Origin of the sequence: Serratia sp. T13T92 (genome assembly GCF_047530105.1) — a bacterium.
Taxonomy (GTDB): domain Bacteria; phylum Pseudomonadota; class Gammaproteobacteria; order Enterobacterales; family Enterobacteriaceae; genus Chania; species Chania fonticola.
Genome location: NZ_JBLJAK010000002.1, coordinates 36,606 through 55,299 on the forward strand (window position 1 = coordinate 36,606; position 18,694 = coordinate 55,299).

19 protein-coding genes are annotated in these 18,694 nt (G+C 54.4%); 3 read left to right on the forward strand and 16 right to left on the reverse strand.

What is annotated here, in order from left to right:
- Positions 1–84: 84 nt before the first annotated feature.
- The 12 genes from rpoS to ftsB form a co-directional block, all read right to left on the reverse strand.
- Positions 85–1,083 (reverse strand): RNA polymerase sigma factor RpoS, encoded by a 999-nt coding sequence (gene rpoS / locus ACMV5I_RS03875; RefSeq protein ID WP_024484093.1) that lies wholly within the window; start codon positions 1,081–1,083, stop codon positions 85–87.
- Positions 1,084–1,137: 54 nt separating this feature from the next.
- Positions 1,138–2,121, reverse strand: coding sequence for a murein hydrolase activator NlpD (nlpD, locus tag ACMV5I_RS03880; protein WP_261245849.1), 984 nt, complete (start codon positions 2,119–2,121; stop codon positions 1,138–1,140).
- A gap of 310 nt (positions 2,122–2,431) precedes the next feature.
- Positions 2,432–3,058, reverse strand: a complete 627-nt coding sequence (locus ACMV5I_RS03885) for a protein-L-isoaspartate(D-aspartate) O-methyltransferase (RefSeq protein ID WP_024484091.1) — start codon at positions 3,056–3,058, stop codon at positions 2,432–2,434.
- Positions 3,052–3,813: a 5'/3'-nucleotidase SurE gene (surE, locus tag ACMV5I_RS03890; protein ID WP_414823724.1), complete on the reverse strand. Its 762-nt coding sequence runs from the start codon at positions 3,811–3,813 to the stop codon at positions 3,052–3,054. The genes ACMV5I_RS03885 and surE overlap by 7 nt, the downstream gene beginning before the upstream one ends.
- 300 nt (positions 3,814–4,113) lie before the next feature.
- Entirely contained in the window at positions 4,114–5,289 is a 1,176-nt protein-coding gene (locus tag ACMV5I_RS03895) for a CfaE/CblD family pilus tip adhesin (RefSeq protein WP_414823725.1), read from the reverse strand.
- Between the two features lie 10 nt (positions 5,290–5,299).
- Positions 5,300–7,963: a TcfC E-set like domain-containing protein gene (locus ACMV5I_RS03900; protein ID WP_414823726.1), complete on the reverse strand. Its 2,664-nt coding sequence runs from the start codon at positions 7,961–7,963 to the stop codon at positions 5,300–5,302.
- A gap of 117 nt (positions 7,964–8,080) precedes the next feature.
- Positions 8,081–8,578, reverse strand: coding sequence for a CS1 type fimbrial major subunit (locus tag ACMV5I_RS03905; protein ID WP_202728419.1), 498 nt, complete (start codon positions 8,576–8,578; stop codon positions 8,081–8,083).
- Between the two features lie 82 nt (positions 8,579–8,660).
- The gene (locus tag ACMV5I_RS03910) at positions 8,661–9,386 is read right to left on the reverse strand and encodes a fimbrial protein (protein WP_202671543.1); all 726 of its coding nucleotides are present in this window, start codon (positions 9,384–9,386) and stop codon (positions 8,661–8,663) included.
- 380 nt (positions 9,387–9,766) lie between these two features.
- Positions 9,767–10,813 (reverse strand): tRNA pseudouridine(13) synthase TruD, encoded by a 1,047-nt coding sequence (truD, locus tag ACMV5I_RS03915; RefSeq protein ID WP_414823727.1) that lies wholly within the window; start codon positions 10,811–10,813, stop codon positions 9,767–9,769.
- A 3-nt stretch (positions 10,814–10,816) separates the two neighbouring features.
- Positions 10,817–11,290 (reverse strand): 2-C-methyl-D-erythritol 2,4-cyclodiphosphate synthase, encoded by a 474-nt coding sequence (ispF, locus tag ACMV5I_RS03920; RefSeq protein ID WP_021179414.1) that lies wholly within the window; start codon positions 11,288–11,290, stop codon positions 10,817–10,819.
- 11 nt (positions 11,291–11,301) lie between these two features.
- A complete protein-coding gene (gene ispD / locus ACMV5I_RS03925) occupies positions 11,302–12,009 on the reverse strand; it encodes a 2-C-methyl-D-erythritol 4-phosphate cytidylyltransferase (protein ID WP_202728421.1) in 708 nt (235 codons plus the stop codon).
- 3 nt (positions 12,010–12,012) lie between these two features.
- Entirely contained in the window at positions 12,013–12,333 is a 321-nt protein-coding gene (gene ftsB / locus ACMV5I_RS03930; RefSeq protein ID WP_024485718.1) for a cell division protein FtsB, read from the reverse strand.
- 600 nt (positions 12,334–12,933) lie between these two features.
- On the opposite strand from ftsB, the gene ACMV5I_RS03935 reads away from it, so the two are divergent.
- From ACMV5I_RS03935 to ACMV5I_RS03945, 3 genes are all read left to right on the forward strand, one after another.
- On the forward strand, positions 12,934–13,704 hold the full coding sequence (locus tag ACMV5I_RS03935) for a basic amino acid ABC transporter substrate-binding protein (protein ID WP_024485717.1): 771 nt from the start codon (positions 12,934–12,936) through the stop codon (positions 13,702–13,704).
- Between the two features lie 85 nt (positions 13,705–13,789).
- Positions 13,790–14,557: an amino acid ABC transporter permease gene (locus tag ACMV5I_RS03940; protein ID WP_024485716.1), complete on the forward strand. Its 768-nt coding sequence runs from the start codon at positions 13,790–13,792 to the stop codon at positions 14,555–14,557.
- Positions 14,541–15,263: an amino acid ABC transporter ATP-binding protein gene (locus ACMV5I_RS03945; RefSeq protein ID WP_414823728.1), complete on the forward strand. Its 723-nt coding sequence runs from the start codon at positions 14,541–14,543 to the stop codon at positions 15,261–15,263. Before ACMV5I_RS03940 ends, ACMV5I_RS03945 begins: the two co-directional genes overlap by 17 nt.
- 53 nt (positions 15,264–15,316) lie before the next feature.
- Here the strand turns inward: ACMV5I_RS03945 and ACMV5I_RS03950 are convergent, their stop codons facing one another.
- The 4 genes from ACMV5I_RS03950 to cysD form a co-directional block, all read right to left on the reverse strand.
- Positions 15,317–15,634, reverse strand: a complete 318-nt coding sequence (locus ACMV5I_RS03950) for a DUF3561 family protein (RefSeq protein WP_024485714.1) — start codon at positions 15,632–15,634, stop codon at positions 15,317–15,319.
- Between the two features lie 88 nt (positions 15,635–15,722).
- Complete coding sequence (gene cysC, locus ACMV5I_RS03955) at positions 15,723–16,340, reverse strand: adenylyl-sulfate kinase (protein WP_024485713.1); 618 nt, start codon at positions 16,338–16,340, stop codon at positions 15,723–15,725.
- A gap of 1 nt (position 16,341) precedes the next feature.
- Entirely contained in the window at positions 16,342–17,772 is a 1,431-nt protein-coding gene (gene cysN / locus ACMV5I_RS03960; protein ID WP_414823729.1) for a sulfate adenylyltransferase subunit CysN, read from the reverse strand.
- Between the two features lie 12 nt (positions 17,773–17,784).
- The gene (gene cysD, locus ACMV5I_RS03965) at positions 17,785–18,693 is read right to left on the reverse strand and encodes a sulfate adenylyltransferase subunit CysD (RefSeq protein ID WP_024485711.1); all 909 of its coding nucleotides are present in this window, start codon (positions 18,691–18,693) and stop codon (positions 17,785–17,787) included.
- Between the last annotated feature and the right edge of the window lies 1 nt (position 18,694).

The following is an 18,694-nucleotide window of genomic DNA, read 5'->3' on the forward strand; positions in this document are numbered from 1 at the left end:
GCCGTCAATCACAGCAAATCGCAGGCATAAAAAAACGGTGAGCACATCAATGCTCACCGCTTTTATTTTATAGCTATAACGCGTTTATTCGCGGAACAGTGCCTCAATACTCAGGCCCTGCATTTGCAGAATTTCACGCAGGCGGCGTAAGCCTTCAACCTGGATCTGACGAACACGCTCACGTGTCAGGCCAATCTCACGGCCAACATCTTCCAGCGTAGCCGCTTCATAGCCTAACAGGCCGAAACGGCGAGCCAACACTTCACGCTGTTTGGCGTTCAATTCGAACAGCCATTTAACGATGCTCTGTTTCATATCATCGTCTTGCGTGGTGTCTTCAGGCCCGTTGTCTTTCTCGTCGGTCAAAATGTCCAACAGGGCTTTCTCTGAATCCCCACCTAACGGCGTATCAACAGACGTGATACGTTCGTTCAGGCGCAGCATACGGCTGACGTCATCAACCGGTTTGTCGAGTTGCTCCGCAATCTCTTCAGCGCTGGGTTCATGGTCCAGTTTGTGAGAAAGCTCGCGCGCGGTGCGCAAGTAAACATTCAGTTCTTTGACGATATGGATCGGCAAACGGATAGTCCGGGTTTGATTCATGATCGCCCGTTCAATCGTCTGGCGGATCCACCAGGTCGCATAGGTGGAAAAACGGAAACCGCGCTCTGGGTCAAACTTTTCCACCGCACGGATCAGACCAAGGTTACCCTCTTCAATCAGATCCAGCAGCGCCAGGCCGCGATTGCTATAACGACGGGCAATTTTCACTACCAGCCTCAGGTTACTTTCTATCATGCGGCGGCGGGACGGCACGTCTCCGCGCAGTGCACGCCGCGCAAAATAAACTTCTTCCTCTGCGGTCAGCAGAGGGGAGTAACCGATTTCGCCCAGATAGAGCTGCGTGGCATCCAATACGCGTTGGGTAACACCTTGAGACAACAGCTCGTCTTCCGCCAAGTCATTCTCGCTGGTCTCTTCTTCTACCTGCGCTTTTTCATCGAATGACTCAGCCTCCATGGCGTTCTCATCGAAATCTGCATCGTCATGTAACTCGTTAACTTTCAGCGTATTTTGGCTCATAAAGCGGCTCCTACCCGTGATACCGCGAGCAGAATACAGCGCATTCTGCCCAATCTATCGCTGCGGAAGATAACGCAGCGGGTTTACGGATTTCCCCTTGTAACGAATCTCGAAATGCAAACGTACTGAACTGGTTCCGGTGCTTCCCATCGTTGCTATTTTCTGCCCCGCCTTAACTTCTTGTTGTTCCCGGACCAGCATGGTGTCGTTATGGGCGTAGGCACTCAAGTAATCATCGTTGTGTTTGATGATGATTAGATTACCGTAACCCCGTAAAGCGTTGCCTGCATACACTACACGGCCATCGGCGGTAGCGACAATCGGCTGCCCACGGGAACCAGAGATATCGATGCCTTTGTTCCCACCTTCCGATGAGGAGAAGTTATCGATGATCTTACCGTCAGTTGGCCATTTCCAGGTGCTAACTGGGGCGCTGTTGCTGGCGGTGCTGCTCGCCGGTGGCGTAGCGGCTGGTGCGGTAACAGGAGCTGCGGCTGAGCCTGCCACAACGGCTCCTGATGTAGGTAACATTTTACCTACATTCTGTTTACTCGAGTTATCAGAATACGCGTTCGTTGATTGAGAATCAACCGTTACAGTTTGTATCTGAGTGGTAGAAGGCGGTTTTGACACCGTACCATTACCGCCAGCTAACATCCCACCGCCGCCGTTGGCAGAACCACTCCCCAGTTGCAGGGTTTGGCCGACTTCCAGGCTGTATGGCTGCGGAATATTGTTGCGTTGGGCCAGATCGCGGAAATCGTTGCCGGTGATCCAGGCAATATAGAACAGCGTGTCGCCACGTTTAACGGTATAGCTGCTACCACCGTTGTAGCTCCCTTTAGGGATCGAGTTATAGCTACGGTTGTAAACAATACGCCCCTGCTGTGATGCGTTACCACCACCGGCGTTAGCCGATGCGGCAGCTCCACCACCGCCGACGCTGCTGATAGGTGCTGAGGTAGAATTTTTATCCGAACAGCCAACTAACCACACACTTAACATCGTACACACCGCAACTCGGCGTAAAGAACTCATTGGGCTTCCCGTGCTCATGCTTCCCCCATGACAGCAATATCAAAAAATACCTTATACATCGTAGCCGAGCTTTATCGTTCTACAGCATAAGGTTTCCCTGGCCGATCCCTGAAAACCAGAAGATCACCCACCAGGGAGCTAAAAAACCGTGGCGCCAATGCTAGCCACATTGGCACGATCACGCCATAAGACAACTGCATACTGGAACAATTCTATTGAAAATTAATATTATTCAGCTTGATGACCATGGTAGACGGGCTCAGCATGCAGCGCCCCTACAAGTCTGTTATCCACCTTTATGACCGATCGGCTAAGCCAGTTCACCCTTCACCAAGGGAACGAATCGCACCGCTTCAACGGTATCGATGGAAAACTCACCGCCCCGCCGCTGAATGCATTGCAGTACCTGAGCCTGTTCGCCCACCGGCAACACTAAAATGCCACCGTCGTCCAACTGCTGCATCAACGCCTGCGGGATCTCCGGCGGCGCGGCCGTCACGATGATCGCATCAAATGGTCCACGCGAGCCCCAGCCTTGCCAACCGTCGCCATGGCGGGTCGATACATTATGCAGGTCCAACTGCTTGAGGCGACGCTTGGCCTGCCACTGTAGCCCTTTGATGCGTTCAACAGAGCAGACATGCTGCACCATATGCGCCAGGATCGCGGTCTGATAACCCGAACCGGTGCCAATCTCCAGCACGCGTGAGTTCGGCTGCAGGTTCAGCAGCTCGGTCATGCGCGCGACCATATAAGGCTGAGAAATCGTCTGCCCCGAACCAATCGGCAGGGCCGTGTTCTCATAGGCTTTATGGGCTAATGCTTCATCAACAAAACGCTCACGCGGTACGTTCTCGATTGCCTTGAGCAGCCGTTCGTCCCTGATCCCCTGCTGGCGTAGCTGTGCCAGCAGCGTTTGTATGCGTTTGTTCACCATTCCCCGCTAACCTCTGCTTTGGTTAACCATTTTGATAGCACATCTTGCGCCCCGTAGGCGGTCAAATCCACCTGCAAAGGCGTGACCGACACGTAGCCCTGCTCCACGGCGGCAAAATCCGTGTCTGGGCCCGCATCGAATTTATCACCCGGCGGCCCGATCCAATACAGCATTTGGCCACGCGGATCCGGTTGGCTAAACACTTTATCGGCGGGATGCCGGCTGCCACAGCGAGTCACGCGTATCCCTTTAATTTCCGCCAACGGTAAATCAGGGACATTGATATTCAGGATTTTACCGGTACGAAGCGCTTCTTGTTGCAGCGCGCGCAAAATACGGCAGGTGACTACCGCCGCCGTCTCATAATGCTGATGACCATTGAGCGACACCGCCAACGCGGGCAGCCCCAGATGGCGGCCTTCCATCGCGGCAGCCACCGTGCCGGAATAGATAACGTCATCACCGAGGTTTGGCCCAGCGTTAATACCGGACACCACGATCTCCGGTGCTGGTAGCATCAGTTCGTTAACGCCAAGGTAGACACAGTCCGTCGGAGTGCCCTGCTGCACGGCAATATCGCCGTTGGGCAACGTCAGAGTACGCAGCGGCGACTCCAGCGTCAGCGCATTGGAGGAACCACTGCGGTTACGATCGGGGGCCACTACCTGCACTTCGGCGAATTCACGTAACGCCGCCGCCAGTATCTGGATACCCGGGGCGCTAACGCCGTCGTCGTTGCTTAGGAGTATTCTCATATTGTCGTTAAACAACTTTCTTGCTGAAAGCGATAAAACGAGGGTTGTGCCCTATTTTTTTACATCTATCTGTTTTTAATAATATTTTCAATAGTAAGCCCAACCCGCCGTGTTACCCATTATGACTTGCGTGGTACAGCAAGGCTTGCCTCGCTGATGCTGATAGTATTAGCCAAAACAGCCAGCTATGCGATCTACTATACAATTCAACGGTCATCAGTGGCAAACGGGGCAGGTTAGCCCTCTAGGTAAAGGAGGCACCTGAGGTAGGGTGAGGGCCGACGAGTTCGCCCCTCCAGACTATTGGGTCGTGGGCATATAAACAACGCGCAGCTTGCCGGTGTAATCCCCCGCCGTTTTATCCGCCATTGAGAAGGCTGGCGTTGTCAGGGTCAACGGGGCCGGCACGCAAAGTGCCGGGGCACCGCCGCCAGGTAACACCACCGGCCGCTGGATATTGCGGCGATTGGTATCGCTCCAGATGACCTCTTTGCCGTTAGCGATCTCTTGCACTGCCCCGGTGGTGGGATTGATCACGCTGACCTGGTAGTCCAGCCGGTCACGCGCCTTGGCTTTATCACCGCCACGGCGATACAGTGAAAACTGCCCCTTGATGCGATCGGGAGCCGTGTCCCCTTCGTCCTGCAACAGCAGGCTGATACGGTTACTGGCCGAGTCGTTACCATCGTAGAGGCACATATCCAGGCCAGTACTGCCGCTGACGCTCTTACCCGCGCCGACTCCCGGCCGGGTATTCAGATTCAGGTTGATAACCGGTGCCGAAGTCGGAAAAGCGGGTAGGTAAATCTGTTGGTTACCATAATCCGTCACGTTAAGAGCCAGACTCGCCTTCCAGGTAACGCGGAAAATGCCTGGGCAGCCGTAGGCAGATGCACTGCAATCATCCCAAGCTTTCACCTGCATCTTGAGTTCAGCGCGCCAAACACCGGCATCAGATAGTTTGTTCAACTCGGAGGCGGGAATAAAAGTACTGAATCCCTGGGAACCCACACTGGTGCCGGTGATCCAGGAACTAAATTTACCCGTAGCTTTAATAGAGGTGACCAGTAAATCTTTGGTCTTTCCACTGCTGTGAGTAAAGCGCAGCGTCAGAGTTTTCGAATTATTATTGAAAGCACTATCCCACCACCACAATTTTACTTGGCAGGCACCATTGGTTGGATCGGTCTCGGAATAGCACGTTAGGGAGTTAAGAACATCCTTGTCTTTGCAATCAACAGCCGTCGAACATTCGCCACTATCAGTACTCCCGCCGAATGCCTGATCCCAGATATAGATATTTGCTGGCAGGCTCATGCGATCGTAGGTCACATTGACCTTGGTATTCTGTGCCTGCGGGGCGATACTGGCACCGTACGCCTGTACGCTCAGCCCCCCTAGCATAACGCACAGGTTAAAAGGGTTAATGGCTCCTGCAATGATAAAATTAAAACCGCTGATTATTTTCAATAACATATATCACTACCTAGTTTGTTTTCATCGCCACCGGTACCCCAGAGCCATGGCCCTGCCGCACGGTCATCAATTGCGCCTGCTTCTGCTCAGCTGGCGGTATGTTAGCTAGGGTCACCCCGGCACAGCGGGTAGTACCGACATAACGTACCACGTCACGCATGGCCTGCACTTTCATGGCACACTGATAGAACTGTGAGCCACGCATCAGATACAGCTGCTTCATCGGCCGGGTGGTTTCCAGGCTAAAGCCACCTTCACCCAGTGGCGTCCAGGACAGCACGTTAAGAGGGATGCCGTTAACCAAAGGCCTATCCTGCTCATCCAGCATTCTGCCCAACCAGGTGTAGCGCGAAGTCACCTCTATTTCCCGCCGCAGCACTTTCCCCGGCACCATAAACGCCGTACGCGTTCCCGCCCCTCGGCGGATCTCACTGCTGATACCGGCTGGCGCGCTCAGTGATTCGTTGATATCAAAGGTGGTTGGCTGATAGCCCGGTACGGTAAACAGTGCCCGGCTGTTGCTGCGCACATCCGTCTGACCGCTGCCGTCTACCGCTACGCTGATCAACGCGGCACGGCTCTCTTCGCCTGCGTCCACTCCAACCGTGATCGCGGAGGCCGGGCGGCCATCCCCCCAACGTCCCCAATAAAGTCCGCTGCGATCGACCAGTAAAGAGGAGCTATAACTGCCACTGCTGCTGAGCGTGTGCCGGTTCGCTACCTTGTCATAGGCATCACTGACGGCGAAACTGCCGTTACCGTACTGCCCACCGGCACGGGCGTAGGTTGCTGCGGTCAGGGTCTGGCTATTGACGCCATATATCGAAGCTCCCAGCTCATTTTGCCCACTCTCGTCCATATAGCGGCTGTAGTTGGCGTTATAACTGAGTTGCCCTTCCCCACGCTGGCTATTGCGATAGTTGGCGCCCAGAGAGGTATTGCTGTTAGTGGCACCGCCACGGCGCCCAGAGAACGATAGGCTGACGGTGAGGTAGCCGCCTTTGTCGGTTCCCTGCTGGCCGCTGTCGTGACGCCTGAAAGCACTGACTCCGCTGTTGATGTTAATGTCGTTGAACGCAAAGGAACGGCTGATCCCCATCTGCCAGGTTTGACTGCGCGAACGCGTCGTGTAGATCTGCTCCCAAGGGGCTGCGTCCAGATGGTGATCATCATTGTCGGGCAGTTCACTGCGATAGCGGTAACGCCCGCCGCTGCTGTTAAGCGAGTAGCCAATATTGGCGAACCACTGCGCGAGCGGGACTGAAAACATCAGGTTGGAACTCTGGTAACAACCGCTAAAGCCATAGTTTCTCTGTTGAGAATCGCAGTCAGGCACCGAGAGGGCCGAGCGATAGAAACTCAATGAGAATCCGTCGTTATAGTTAATTTGCTGAATATTTCCCCGCGTTCCCTCGCTGCCGGCCAGATAACTGGCGCGAACCGTCATGACGCCATCCAGCGGGCCACTGTTAAAACCGTGGCTCCAGTCTGCCGCCCCTTCCCAGTAGTGTACGTCGCTCAATACCGTGCTCCCCGCCGTCAGCGACAGCGTATCGGTCAACGGAATGCGCAGCCCGCCTTGCACCACCTGCCGATCGCCCGCCGCAGGATGCGTATCGCGGTCTACCTCAACCCCGGCTTGCAGGAACCACTGAGGACCATTGAGCTGAGCCACACCGGTGTTGGTATAAGGGACGGTTTCTGTCCTGACCAACTGGTTATCCTCATAGATCCGCAGCGTGACGGTATAGCTGCCGCTGGGGAAGGTGCGCGTATCCAGCTCCTGTGCCCCGGCGTTCAGATAAAAGGATGACAGTAACTGTTCGTCACGATAGGCGTCGATGCGAGCGTTGCGCGATAGGAAGACCGAAACCGGGGTCCCCCGGGAAACCTGGCTCTGGTTGACCCAAGCCGTGGTCGAGCCTGTCCGTAGCCCGCGGATTTTGCCAATCGGCAATTGACTCAGGTTGATGTTACCCCCCGCATTGCTGAAGATATCGCGGGAGTCCATCATGCCGCCTTGCAGATAGAGGCTTTTCCACAGGTCCTGTCGAAAATAGGCATTGTTCATCTCTATCTGCTGATGATTGCTATGGCGATAGCGCTGCCCCGTATAGAACCAGTCGGCGTTAAGATAGCCATTTTCAGTGACGCCCAGTGAGCCAGTGCCCTGAAGCGACAATGACTGATAGTTTTCATCCGCAACAAAATTGAGGTTTTGCTGATGGATCAGCGCATTTTCACTTTCTGCCGTCGCCTGATAGAAACCGCTACCGGCCGCTTTTTTCGGGAGATACCGACGGTCAAGGAACAGGTTAACCCGGGAATTATTCTCGTCATAGATGATGCCAACCGTCTGGGTTTCCAGATAGTCACAGCTTGGCGCATTACCGTTACCGCTGCAGGCAAGGTTGCCGTTACGCGCGAGCGGTTGCACCAACGCAGTCATCAGTTGTGCACCCAGTTCAGGATCGTCGTTGAATTGCTGCTTCACGGCATCAGCCAGTTCCGCTGGCTTTATGAAGACAACCTGTTCCAGATTAATATTGGCTTCATAAAGCCCGAGAGACTGGCCATAGAGGGAAACATCGACCCAAACAAGCTGCCCTTGTGCCAAGGACTCAAAGCCTGGTGGAATTTTAGGGGTAGCCGACAAATCGTGTTGCATAATCATAAGGCCTACCAACAACCCTGCGGATAGGCGAGCGCGAAAAGCCATTGTTCATCCCTGATAGAAAGTGGGGCTAAAAAGCCCCACAAGATATGAATAAAACTTTTGAATTGGGCAGCCTTAAGGAGCCTTGGTCGCCTGAGTCACCACCAGGCTGACAATGCCGCTGTAGGTGCCAGTGGCGATAGTGCCTTGCGTGGTCTGCGCAAAACGCAGCGGCAGAACGTCTGAACCATTTTCGATGCCCGCAGGGAACAGGGTCGCCGCTTCCAGCAGTTGGTTGGTGGTGGTCAGTACCGTTTCACCCAGGCTTACGGTCAATGGGATCTTGTTAGCCCCATTGACATCCGCCAGGCTTGCCGCTCTAACCAGGCGAACGTTAACACCAGCGGTAGCGTTGTTAGACCAGACCTTGGTGTTCAGGTTAAAAGGCGTCAGGCCTTTGCCTGGCAAATACTGCATATCGATGCTGCTTGGCAAACCGGTATTATCAGGTTGCGTCATATCAATCGTCGCATCCACGTTGGCATTCACAGTAATATCTTTCTGTACTGCCTGAGCTGAAAATACGGCAGCCATGGTTGAAACGATCAGCAGTGGTTTAATAAACTTTTTCATAAAATCTCCATTTTATTTTATAAATAACATCCAACTTTACTCACCCCATACAACCGGGGCTATACATGATTTGACTCCACATTTAACTCTTTACAGACAAATCAATTTCTTCAACGCGCTTCTTAAGCCAGTTAAAATAACGCGCCTTATATTTCTTCCCGGGCTTTACCATGAGCGAGGCAATTTTAAGCTCGGTACCGGGATATACCGTGGTGGTTTCTTTTTTCCAGTCGCAAACACCACCCTGGTCACAAACCCCCACCTCTCGTAGCGGAATACGCAACGTACCATCATTGATAACCTGGCCACGCTTTGCATCCAGCGTCAGGCTGGTAACGACCTTTTTAGGTGCAACGTGGACTAATGCCCCCCACACCAGGTTGATACCCACCTTGGTCGTGGTCATTTGTGGGCTGGCAGCAGCGGCGTTATCTTCTAATTCCGGCACGCCTTCAAAATAGACTCGCCAGGTGGTTTCCTTTTCCGGTAACTCCAGGGCAACCAGCCGTACCAGGCGTTGGCTACCTGCCGAAATAGCCAGTTTTTGCGGCGTTATCACCAGCGAGCTTTGTCCAAATTGCTCAACGCTTGCTTCCTGTTCTTGTTTAGTGCCAGGATTCAGTATTTGTTTTTCTGTTACCTTGACGAATTGCACCCCATCGCTTTGGGATATAACCCTTATTTGAGCGGCTCCGGTTTCGCCGATCCCGATTTCCATAGGATAAACGCTCATATTGGCCAATACACAACCTGGTAAAAAACAAAAAATAGCAACACCACTCAGGCGTTTAATAATATTGAGCTTCATGATTAATCCGTAATGAGAGTCTCTTATATCAAACTTTAAAACACAGCCAACTCCAGCCACGCTTAGTCTCGTAAAATTCGCAGCAAGTATAAAAACCAATGAGCACGCAGATCAACTTAATAATTATAATAATAACAACAAGAATAAAGGACTCAGTAAGTCAATGATAATAAATAAGATAATTTTTAATTATAACAAACAGAAATAAACAAATTATAATATTTAAGGTGAATTAGAAGATGAGGTTTTAATCAATGGCGCAATACGGGGGAAATTAGCTTGGTAAGCCAGGACGGTGACAGCATTTTCGCTGTCTTATTCAGTTCAGGCAGAGTTCCCCTCTGCCTGAACGAGAAAGCAAAAATTGATTAAGCTAACGGCTACTCGGCAATATCCGTGTCACTGCTAACCAATTGCATTATTTCGCGTACCACGCTGGTAGCGAAACTGCCTGCCGGTAACCAGAAACGTAATTCCACGGTGGCATCATCCCACCAGTTCCACTGCATTTTCTGCGGCTGTAGCAGCAAGGCCCGTCGTGCAGGCTCTACGCGCTCACGCTTTAACAGACTCAGCAATTCCGGCTGCTGCGCCAGGCAACTTTGTTCAAACTCCAGCACCTCTGCGGCGGTTCCCGGCTCACCATCCCCCGGTAACGGAGCGGTGATCATCAGTTCACCCGCATCCAGCCGTTGTTGCAGGGTGGCTAACTCTTCCGCTTTGGCCACGAACCAGCTACCACGCCCGGCAAGCTGCAACGCATCCCCTTCCAGCACCGTTTGCTGCTGTTGGTTAGCCAAGCGCTGGCTGGTAATGAGGTTGAACAACGCGCTACGGCTGGCAGACAGGTAGAAGCTGCGTTTGCTGCGCTCCTTGACCCGGATCTCATCGTTGGCCCAGCGGCGCGCCATCGTCAGGTTATTACCGCCACGGCCAAAGCGCTGGCTACCGAAGTAGTTCGGCACGCCGCTTGCCGCGATGGCCTGTAAACGCTGCTCCACCTCTTGGCGATCGCTAATCTGGCGTAGCACCAGGGTGAATTCGTTGCCTTTCAACGTACCAATGCGCAGCTTGCGTAGGTGGCGAGCGGCCTGCAACACTTCGCAGCCTTCCAGCGCAAACTGGCTGAGATCGGGAGATTCTTTCCCCGGCAGATGCAGACAGAACCACTGCTCGGTGACCGCATGGCGATCTTTCAAACCGGCATAGCTGACCGAACGGGCATGGATACCGGCAAATTTCGCCAGATAGTCCGCCACAAACTGGGTGTTGCAGCCGTTCTTGCGGATGTTCACCAGCAGGTGTTCACCTTCACCATCTGGGGTAAAACCCAGATCCTCAACCACCACAAAGTCTTCCGGGTTGGCTTTCAGCACGCCGGTAGCCGCTGGCTGGCCGTGCAACCAGGTCAGATTAGCCATGTCCATACGTTATTCCTTGATCAACAGAGCAACCGCTTCGCAGGCAATACCTTCGCCACGTCCGGTAAAGCCCAGCTGTTCGGTGGTGGTCGCTTTGACGTTAACGTCGTCCATATGGCATTGCAGATCTTCCGCCAGGAAGATGCGCATCTGAGGAATGTGCGGTGCCATCTTCGGTGCCTGCGCAATGATGGTGACATCCAGATTACCCAGACGATAGCCCTTGGCACGAATGCGTTTCCAGGCTTCACGCAGCAGCTCGCGGCTGTCCGCCCCTTTGAAGGCCGGATCGGTATCCGGGAACAGCTTGCCGATATCCCCCAACGCCGCCGCCCCCAACAGAGCATCGGTGGCCGCATGCAGCGCCACGTCACCATCGGAGTGAGCCAGCAGTCCTTTTTCATAAGGAATGCGAACACCGCCGATCACCAACGGCCCTTCGCCGCCAAATTTATGGACATCAAAACCGTGACCGATACGCATGATGCGCTCCTTTAGTTGTTCAACTGAGTCAAATAGAACGCGGCCAGCGCCAAATCCTCTGGCCGCGTCACTTTAATATTGTCCGCACGCCCCGCCACCAGCAGCGGATGATAACCGCAATGTTCCAGCGCCGAGGCTTCATCGGTTACCGTCGCCCCTTCATCCAGGGCGCGTTGCAGGCAGAGTTTAAGCAGTTCCAGCGGGAACAGCTGTGGCGTCTGTGCATGCCACAAATCCTGGCGTTCGACGGTGTGCGAGATGATGCTTTGGCCCACCTGCGCACGCTTCATGGTATCACGCACCGGTGCGGCAAGAATGCCGCCAACCTTACTGTGTGCCGTGATCGCTAGCAACCGCTCCAGATCGTCGGGATGCAGGCAAGGGCGGGCAGCATCGTGGACCAAAACCCAGTGTGCGTTGCCTGCCAATTGCAGCCCGGCCAGTACCGAATCGGCGCGCTGTTGCCCGCCCTCAGTGACCAACACCCGCGGATCGCTGGCGATCGGTAGCGTTTTAAACTGTTGGTCTTCGGGACTGATTGCCACGATCACCTGGGTAATACGCGGATGACGTAACAAGGCGTGGATGGCGTGCTCAAGAATGGTTTGATGGCCGATGGTTAAATATTGCTTCGGGCAATCGGCCTGCATACGGCTGCCAATACCGGCAGCGGGCAGGACGGCGATCACCTGAGGGGAGGAGCCTACGGATGGATTCATGCGTTACTTCGGTGGGTTGTTCTGTGTGGCAGACGCCGCGTTGCGTCCGGAAGGTTCAGGCACCAGACGATAGAAAGTCTCGCCGGGCTTGATCATGCCCAGTTCATTACGTGCGCGTTCTTCTATCGCTTCCTGACCGCCGTTCAGGTCGTCGATCTCGGCAAACAGCTGATCGTTACGCGCTTTCAATTTGGCATTGTTGCTCTGCTGAGCCGCAACGTCCTCATTGACCCGCACATAATCGTGAATACCATTCTTCCCCAGCCACAGTGAATACTGTAGCCAGCCAAGCAGCGCCAACAAAAGCAGCGTTAGTTTTCCCATCTCCGCCCCCTAAAAAAAGCGCTTAATCATCCCACAACTTGCCGTTTGACTCCACAGCAGCAGCGGCTTTTCACCTGCGGCAAGCGAGCGTAATCAGAATTACCTGAGTTTAGCGCCTGATTGTCGCCTGAAAGCGGCATTAAATCCAGGCGGGTGCAGGCCGCATGGATCGACGGGCGCAGCATGCGGCGCCCCTACAACGTGCACACATCAGTATCCAGATCATGCACACATCAGCATCCAGATCGTGCACACATCCCCCCCCACATCAGTATGCAGTAAGAATAACTGGGCTGAGGGTATTTTCACCGACATTTACGCCAGCTTTTAAATAATTATTCATATTTAACACTGTTAGCATTTTCATCATCAGGTAGGGGTTGTGTTTTTATTCATGTAAGTTTATTTTTATGCATCTAAAGTGCATAAATAAATCCAATGTATAACCAATGAATTTCAAGTTGCAGCTAGGCGACAAGCTTGCTCATCCCCAGGAGCTTACTTTTGGGTAAGTGACTGGGGTGGGCAAGCGCAGGTAACAACGCTGCAGCTTGAAAGGCGAAGGTTATAACCTTTACTCAACTTATTCGGGGAATGCTCATGTTAAAACGTCTAGTGCTGATTAGTGCCTGCCTGGCGGCCACTTTTTCCGCCGCTTCCTTTGCCGCAGAACCGACGTATGTTGTCGGTTCCGGTGGTACCTATCGCCCGTTTGAATTCGAAAACAGCAAAAAAGAGCTGGAAGGTTTTGATATCGATGTGATCAAGGCCGTCGCCAAAGCGGAAGGTTTCCAGGTGAAGCTGGTGAATACGCCGTGGGAAGGCATCTTTGCCACCCTGAACTCTGGCGACCGCGACATCATCATTTCCGGCATCACCATTACCGACAAGCGCAAGCAGATGGTCGACTTCTCTACGCCATACTTCCCGGCAGAGCAGGCTATCGTGGTGCCGAAAGAGTCTAAAGTAGACTCCATCGACGCGCTGAAAACCCTGAAGGTGGGCGTGGTTAACTCCAGCACCGGCGACATCGTAGTTTCCGACGTCTTGGGCAAAAACAGCACCTCCATCAAGCGTTTTGATAACACACCACTGCTGCTGCAAGAGCTGTATGAAGATGGCATTGGCGCGGCCGTGGGTGACGTTGGCGTGGCCAAGTTCTATATCAAGACCCACCCGGAGAAAGAGTTCAAGCTGGTGTCAGACGCCAAGTTTGAGCGCCAGTATTTCGGCATTGCGGTGGCCAAGGGCAACGATGAACTGCGTAACAAGATCAACAGCGGCCTGAAGAAAATCATCGCCGATGGCACCTACGCCAAAATCTACCAGACCTGGTTCGACAGCAACGTCCCTACGCTGCCAGCAGAATAAACCGGCTGTAAATAGGGGCGCAATTGACTGTGCCCCTACGTATCAATGACCTGCAAGCTCGCACTACCACCGTAAGGATTAAATTTTGTCAGCATTCCGTTGGGAGATCATTGAGGAATACGCTCCGCTGTTTATGGAGGGTGCCTGGATGACCATCAAATGTACCATCATCTGTGTGATCCTGGGCACCACCTGGGGGCTACTCCTCGGGTTAGGTCGCCTGGCGCAGGCACCGCACGGCATCTGGAAACCGATCCTGCACTATTGCGTACAATGGCCGGTGCGCATCTACATCAGCGCCTTCCGGGGCACACCGCTGTTTGTGCAAATCATGGTGGTCCACTTCGCGCTGGTTCCACTGTTTATCAACCCGCGTGATGGCCTGCTGGTCAGCAACGGCTTGATGAGCGTCGACTTCGCGCGCGCATTGCGCTCCGATTACGGTGCCTTCCTGTCTTGCGTAGTCGCCATCACGTTGAACGCCGGTGCCTATGTCTCGGAGATCTTCCGTGCCGGGATCCAGTCTATCGACCGCGGCCAGATGGAGGCTTCGCGCTCCTTGGGGATGGGCTACGGAAAAACCATGCGTAAGGTGATCCTGCCGCAGGCCTTCCGCCGCATGCTGCCACCGCTCGGCAACAACGCCATCGCCATCGTCAAGGATTCGTCCCTGGCCTCCGCGATTGGTCTGGCGGATCTGGCTTATGCCGCGCGTACCGTTTCCGGCGCGTACGCCACCTACTGGGAGCCCTATCTGACTATTTCAGTGATCTATTGGATCATCACCTTCCTGCTCTCGCTGATGGTGCAACACATGGAAAAAAGGTTCGGTAAAAGTGATTCGCGTACATAACCTGCAAAAACAATTTGGCGAAGCCCACGTGCTGCGCGGGATCTCCTGCCAGATCGCGCCGAAAGAAGTGGTGTGCATTATCGGCCCCTCCGGCTCCGGTAAAAGTACCTTTTTGCGCTGTATCAACGCGCTGGAGACGCTCTCGGGCGGTGAGATCGACGTCAATGGTTTTGCCATTCATGACCAGAAGACCGATCTGAACAAGATGCGTGAAAGCGTGGGCATGGTATTCCAACGCTTTAACCTGTTCCCGCATATGACGGTGTTGGAAAACATCATCATGGCGCCGATGGGGGTGAAAAAACGCTCCCGCAGCGAGGCCATTGAGCGTGCCGAGGTACTACTGAATAAAGTGGGCCTGCTGGACAAGATCGATGCCTATCCCAGCAGCCTGTCCGGCGGGCAGCAACAGCGTGTCGCCATCGCCCGCGCATTGGCGATGGAACCGCAAATCATGCTGTTTGATGAGCCTACCTCGGCGCTGGATCCAGAGTTGGTCGGTGAAGTGTTGGCGGTGATGAAGGCGCTGGCCCTTGAAGGCATGACGATGGTGGTGGTGACCCATGAAATGGGCTTCGCCCGCGAAGTGGCTGACCGGGTGCTGTTTATCGATCAGGGGATTATTCAGGAAGAGGGCACTCCGGAGCACATCTTCGGTAACCCGACCAATCCGCGCACCCAGGCATTTTTAAGCAAAGTTTTGTAACCTTCGGCACCGCTTTGACATCTGTTGGGCGCGATTTTATCGTGCCCTTTTCATTACCAACCACTGAGAAAGCTGAATACCAGCCAGAATAAGCAGATAACGGTGATACCGGTCAGCAGCAGCGTGAGGAACAAACGCCCGCGCAGCACCACGCTGAAGACGATACCCAGCAGCACGGAGGCCGGCATCAAAGCCAGGAAAAACGGCCAGGTATAGAGAAGGAAAAACAAGGTATTAGAGCCGTAAACCATAAAAGGCACGGTAAACGCCAACCAATAGAAGACAAAGCCGCTGGTGCCGCCCAAAAAGGAGTACGAGGGTTCCTCTTGCTCGAGTTGGCTATCAATCACTAGTGGCGTGGCATTTTGCATAGCGTTCCCTGGTCTATTGGCTCGCTCTGCGGCGACTTGCTAGAGTAAAAAGCGCGTGGCTGGATCACGCCACGCGCTTTTTGCGAATTCAGGGTTTGATAATAGCCTGACCACGCAGCAGGTCTAACAATTGCGCGGTCAAATTTGTTACCAATTGTTCACCATTAAGCCGGATATCCGGCCGTTCCGGCGCTTCATACACCGAGTCGATTCCGGTGAAATTACGCAGCTCACCAGCACGGGCCTTTTTGTACAATCCTTTCGGATCGCGAGCCTCACAAATCGCCAGCGGGGTGTCGACAAACACTTCGATAAACTGCCCCTCGGCCAACATTTCCCGCACCATCTGCCGTTCGGCACGGTGCGGTGAGATAAACGCCGTCAACACCACCAGCCCGGCATCCACCATCAGCTTGGCCACTTCGCCCACCCGGCGGATATTCTCGCGCCGATCGTCGTCAGAGAACCCCAAGTCGCGGCATAGGCCGTGGCGCACATTGTCGCCATCCAGCAGATAGGTGCTGACTCCCAGTTGATGCAGCGCCTGTTCCAGCGCACCAGCCACGGTCGATTTACCCGAACCAGACAGACCGGTAAACCACAGCACCACGCCCTGATGGCCGTTCGCGGCTTCGCGCTCCGCACGCGTTACCGCATGCGGGTGCCACACGACATTTTCGTCTTTCGCTAACTCAGCCTCAGCCACGTTAATTCCCCTTCAGCAGGTCACGCGCACCCCAGTGTGGGAAATGCTTGCGTACCAAGGCGTTCAGCTCCAGTTCAAAGGCGCTGAAATTGCCCGCCGCTGCCGGATTATCCTGGTGCAAGGCTTCGCGGATCAACCCTGCGCCAACCGTGACGTTAGTCAAACGATCGATAAAGATCAGGCCGCCGGTATCATGATTCTGTTGATAGCCGTCCAGCACCAGCGGTTCGTCGAAGGTCAGTTCCACCAACCCAATGCCGTTCAAAGGCAACACATCGGCCTGATGCTGCGCCAGCGAGTTGATCTCCACCTGATGGCGAATGCTCTCAACGCGGGCACGAGTTTTCTTCCCGGCTATCTTGATGTCGTAGCTTTGGCCCGGCAACAGCGGCTGTTCTGCCATCCATACCACGTCCGCCAAGGCGCTTTGCGTGGCCTGCAGGGTTTCGCTGGCATCCACCAGCAGGTCGCCCCGGCTGATATCGACTTCGTCTTTCAGCACCAACGTGATCGCTTCACCCGGCCCCGCCTCCTGCAGATCGCCATCAAAGGTCACGATGCGCGCCACGGTGGATTCAACGCCAGACGGCAGCACCTTGATACGCTGGCCCACGCGAACCACGCCGGCAGACAACGTACCAGCATAACCCCGGAAATCGAGATTCGGGCGGTTGACGTATTGCACCGGGAAGCGCAGCGGCTGATGTTCACGCTCGCTGATCACATCCACGCTTTCCAACACTTCCAGCAGCGTCGGGCCGCTGTACCAAGGCATCTGGACGCTCTGGGTAGCCACGTTGTCCCCGTCCAGTGCCGACAACGGGACGAATTTAATCTCCAGGTCGTTGGGCAACTGCTCGGCGAAGGTCAGGTAATCCTGTTTGAACTGTTCAAACACCGCCTGGCTGTAATCCACCAGATCCATTTTGTTCACCGCCACCACCAGATGGCGAATGCCGAGCAGCGTGGCGATAAAACTGTGGCGACGGGTCTGATCCAGCACGCCTTTGCGCGCATCAATCAGCAGGATCGCCAAGTCGCAGGTCGAGGCACCGGTAGCCATATTGCGGGTGTACTGCTCATGCCCCGGCGTATCGGCGATGATAAATTTGCGCTTTTCGGTCGAGAAATAGCGGTAGGCCACGTCGATGGTAATGCCCTGCTCACGTTCTGCCTGCAGGCCATCCACCAGCAAGGCCAGATCGAGCTTCTCCCCTTGGGTGCCGATGCGTTTGCTGTCGGTATGCAAGGTTGAGAGCTGATCTTCGTAGATCTGGCGGGTATCGTGCAGCAAGCGGCCGATCAGGGTGCTTTTGCCGTCGTCCACGCTGCCACAGGTCAGGAAGCGCAACAGGCTCTTGTGTTGCTGCGCGTGCAGGTAGGCTTCTACCCCACCCTGTTCGGCGATTTGTTGTGCAATAACGTTGTTCATTCCGGCGGCTCCTTAGAAATACCCTTGGCGCTTTTTCAGCTCCATCGAACCGGACTGATCGCGGTCGATCATGCGGCCCTGACGTTCGCTGGTGGTGGAGACCAGCATTTCCTCGATGATCTCCGGCAGCGTCTGCGCAGAAGAATCCACCGCGCCGGTCAACGGCCAGCAGCCGAGGGTACGGAACCGCACCATACGCTGGCTGATCACTTCACCCGGTTGCAGATCGATACGATCGTCATCCACCATCATCAGCATGCCATCACGTTCCACCACCGGGCGTGGTTTGGCCAGGTAGAGCGGAACGATGTCGATCTTCTCCAGGAAGATATATTGCCAGATATCCAGCTCGGTCCAGTTCGACAGCGGGAACACGCGGATGCTCTCGCCCTTGTTGATCTGGCCGTTATAGTTGTGCCACAGCTCCGGTCGCTGATTTTTCGGATCCCAGCGGTGGAAGCGATCGCGGAAAGAGTAGATACGCTCTTTGGCACGGGATTTCTCCTCGTCGCGGCGGGCACCACCGAAGGCGGCGTCAAAACCGTACTTGTTCAGCGCCTGCTTGAGGCCTTCGGTTTTCATGATATCGGTGTGCTTGGCGCTGCCGTGGACAAACGGGTTAATCCCCATCGCCACCCCTTCCGGGTTTTTGTGGATCAGCAGCTCGAAACCGTACTCTTTGGCGGTACGATCGCGGAATTGGTACATTTCGTTGAATTTCCAGCCGGTATCCACATGCAGCAGTGGGAACGGCAGCGTACCCGGATAGAACGCCTTGCGCGCCAGATGCAGCATCACCGAGGAGTCTTTACCGATGGAATAGAGCATCACCGGATTGCCGAATTCGGCGGCCACTTCACGGATGATATGGATGCTCTCCGCCTCCAATTGCCGCAAATGAGTGAGTCGTTTTTGGTCCATA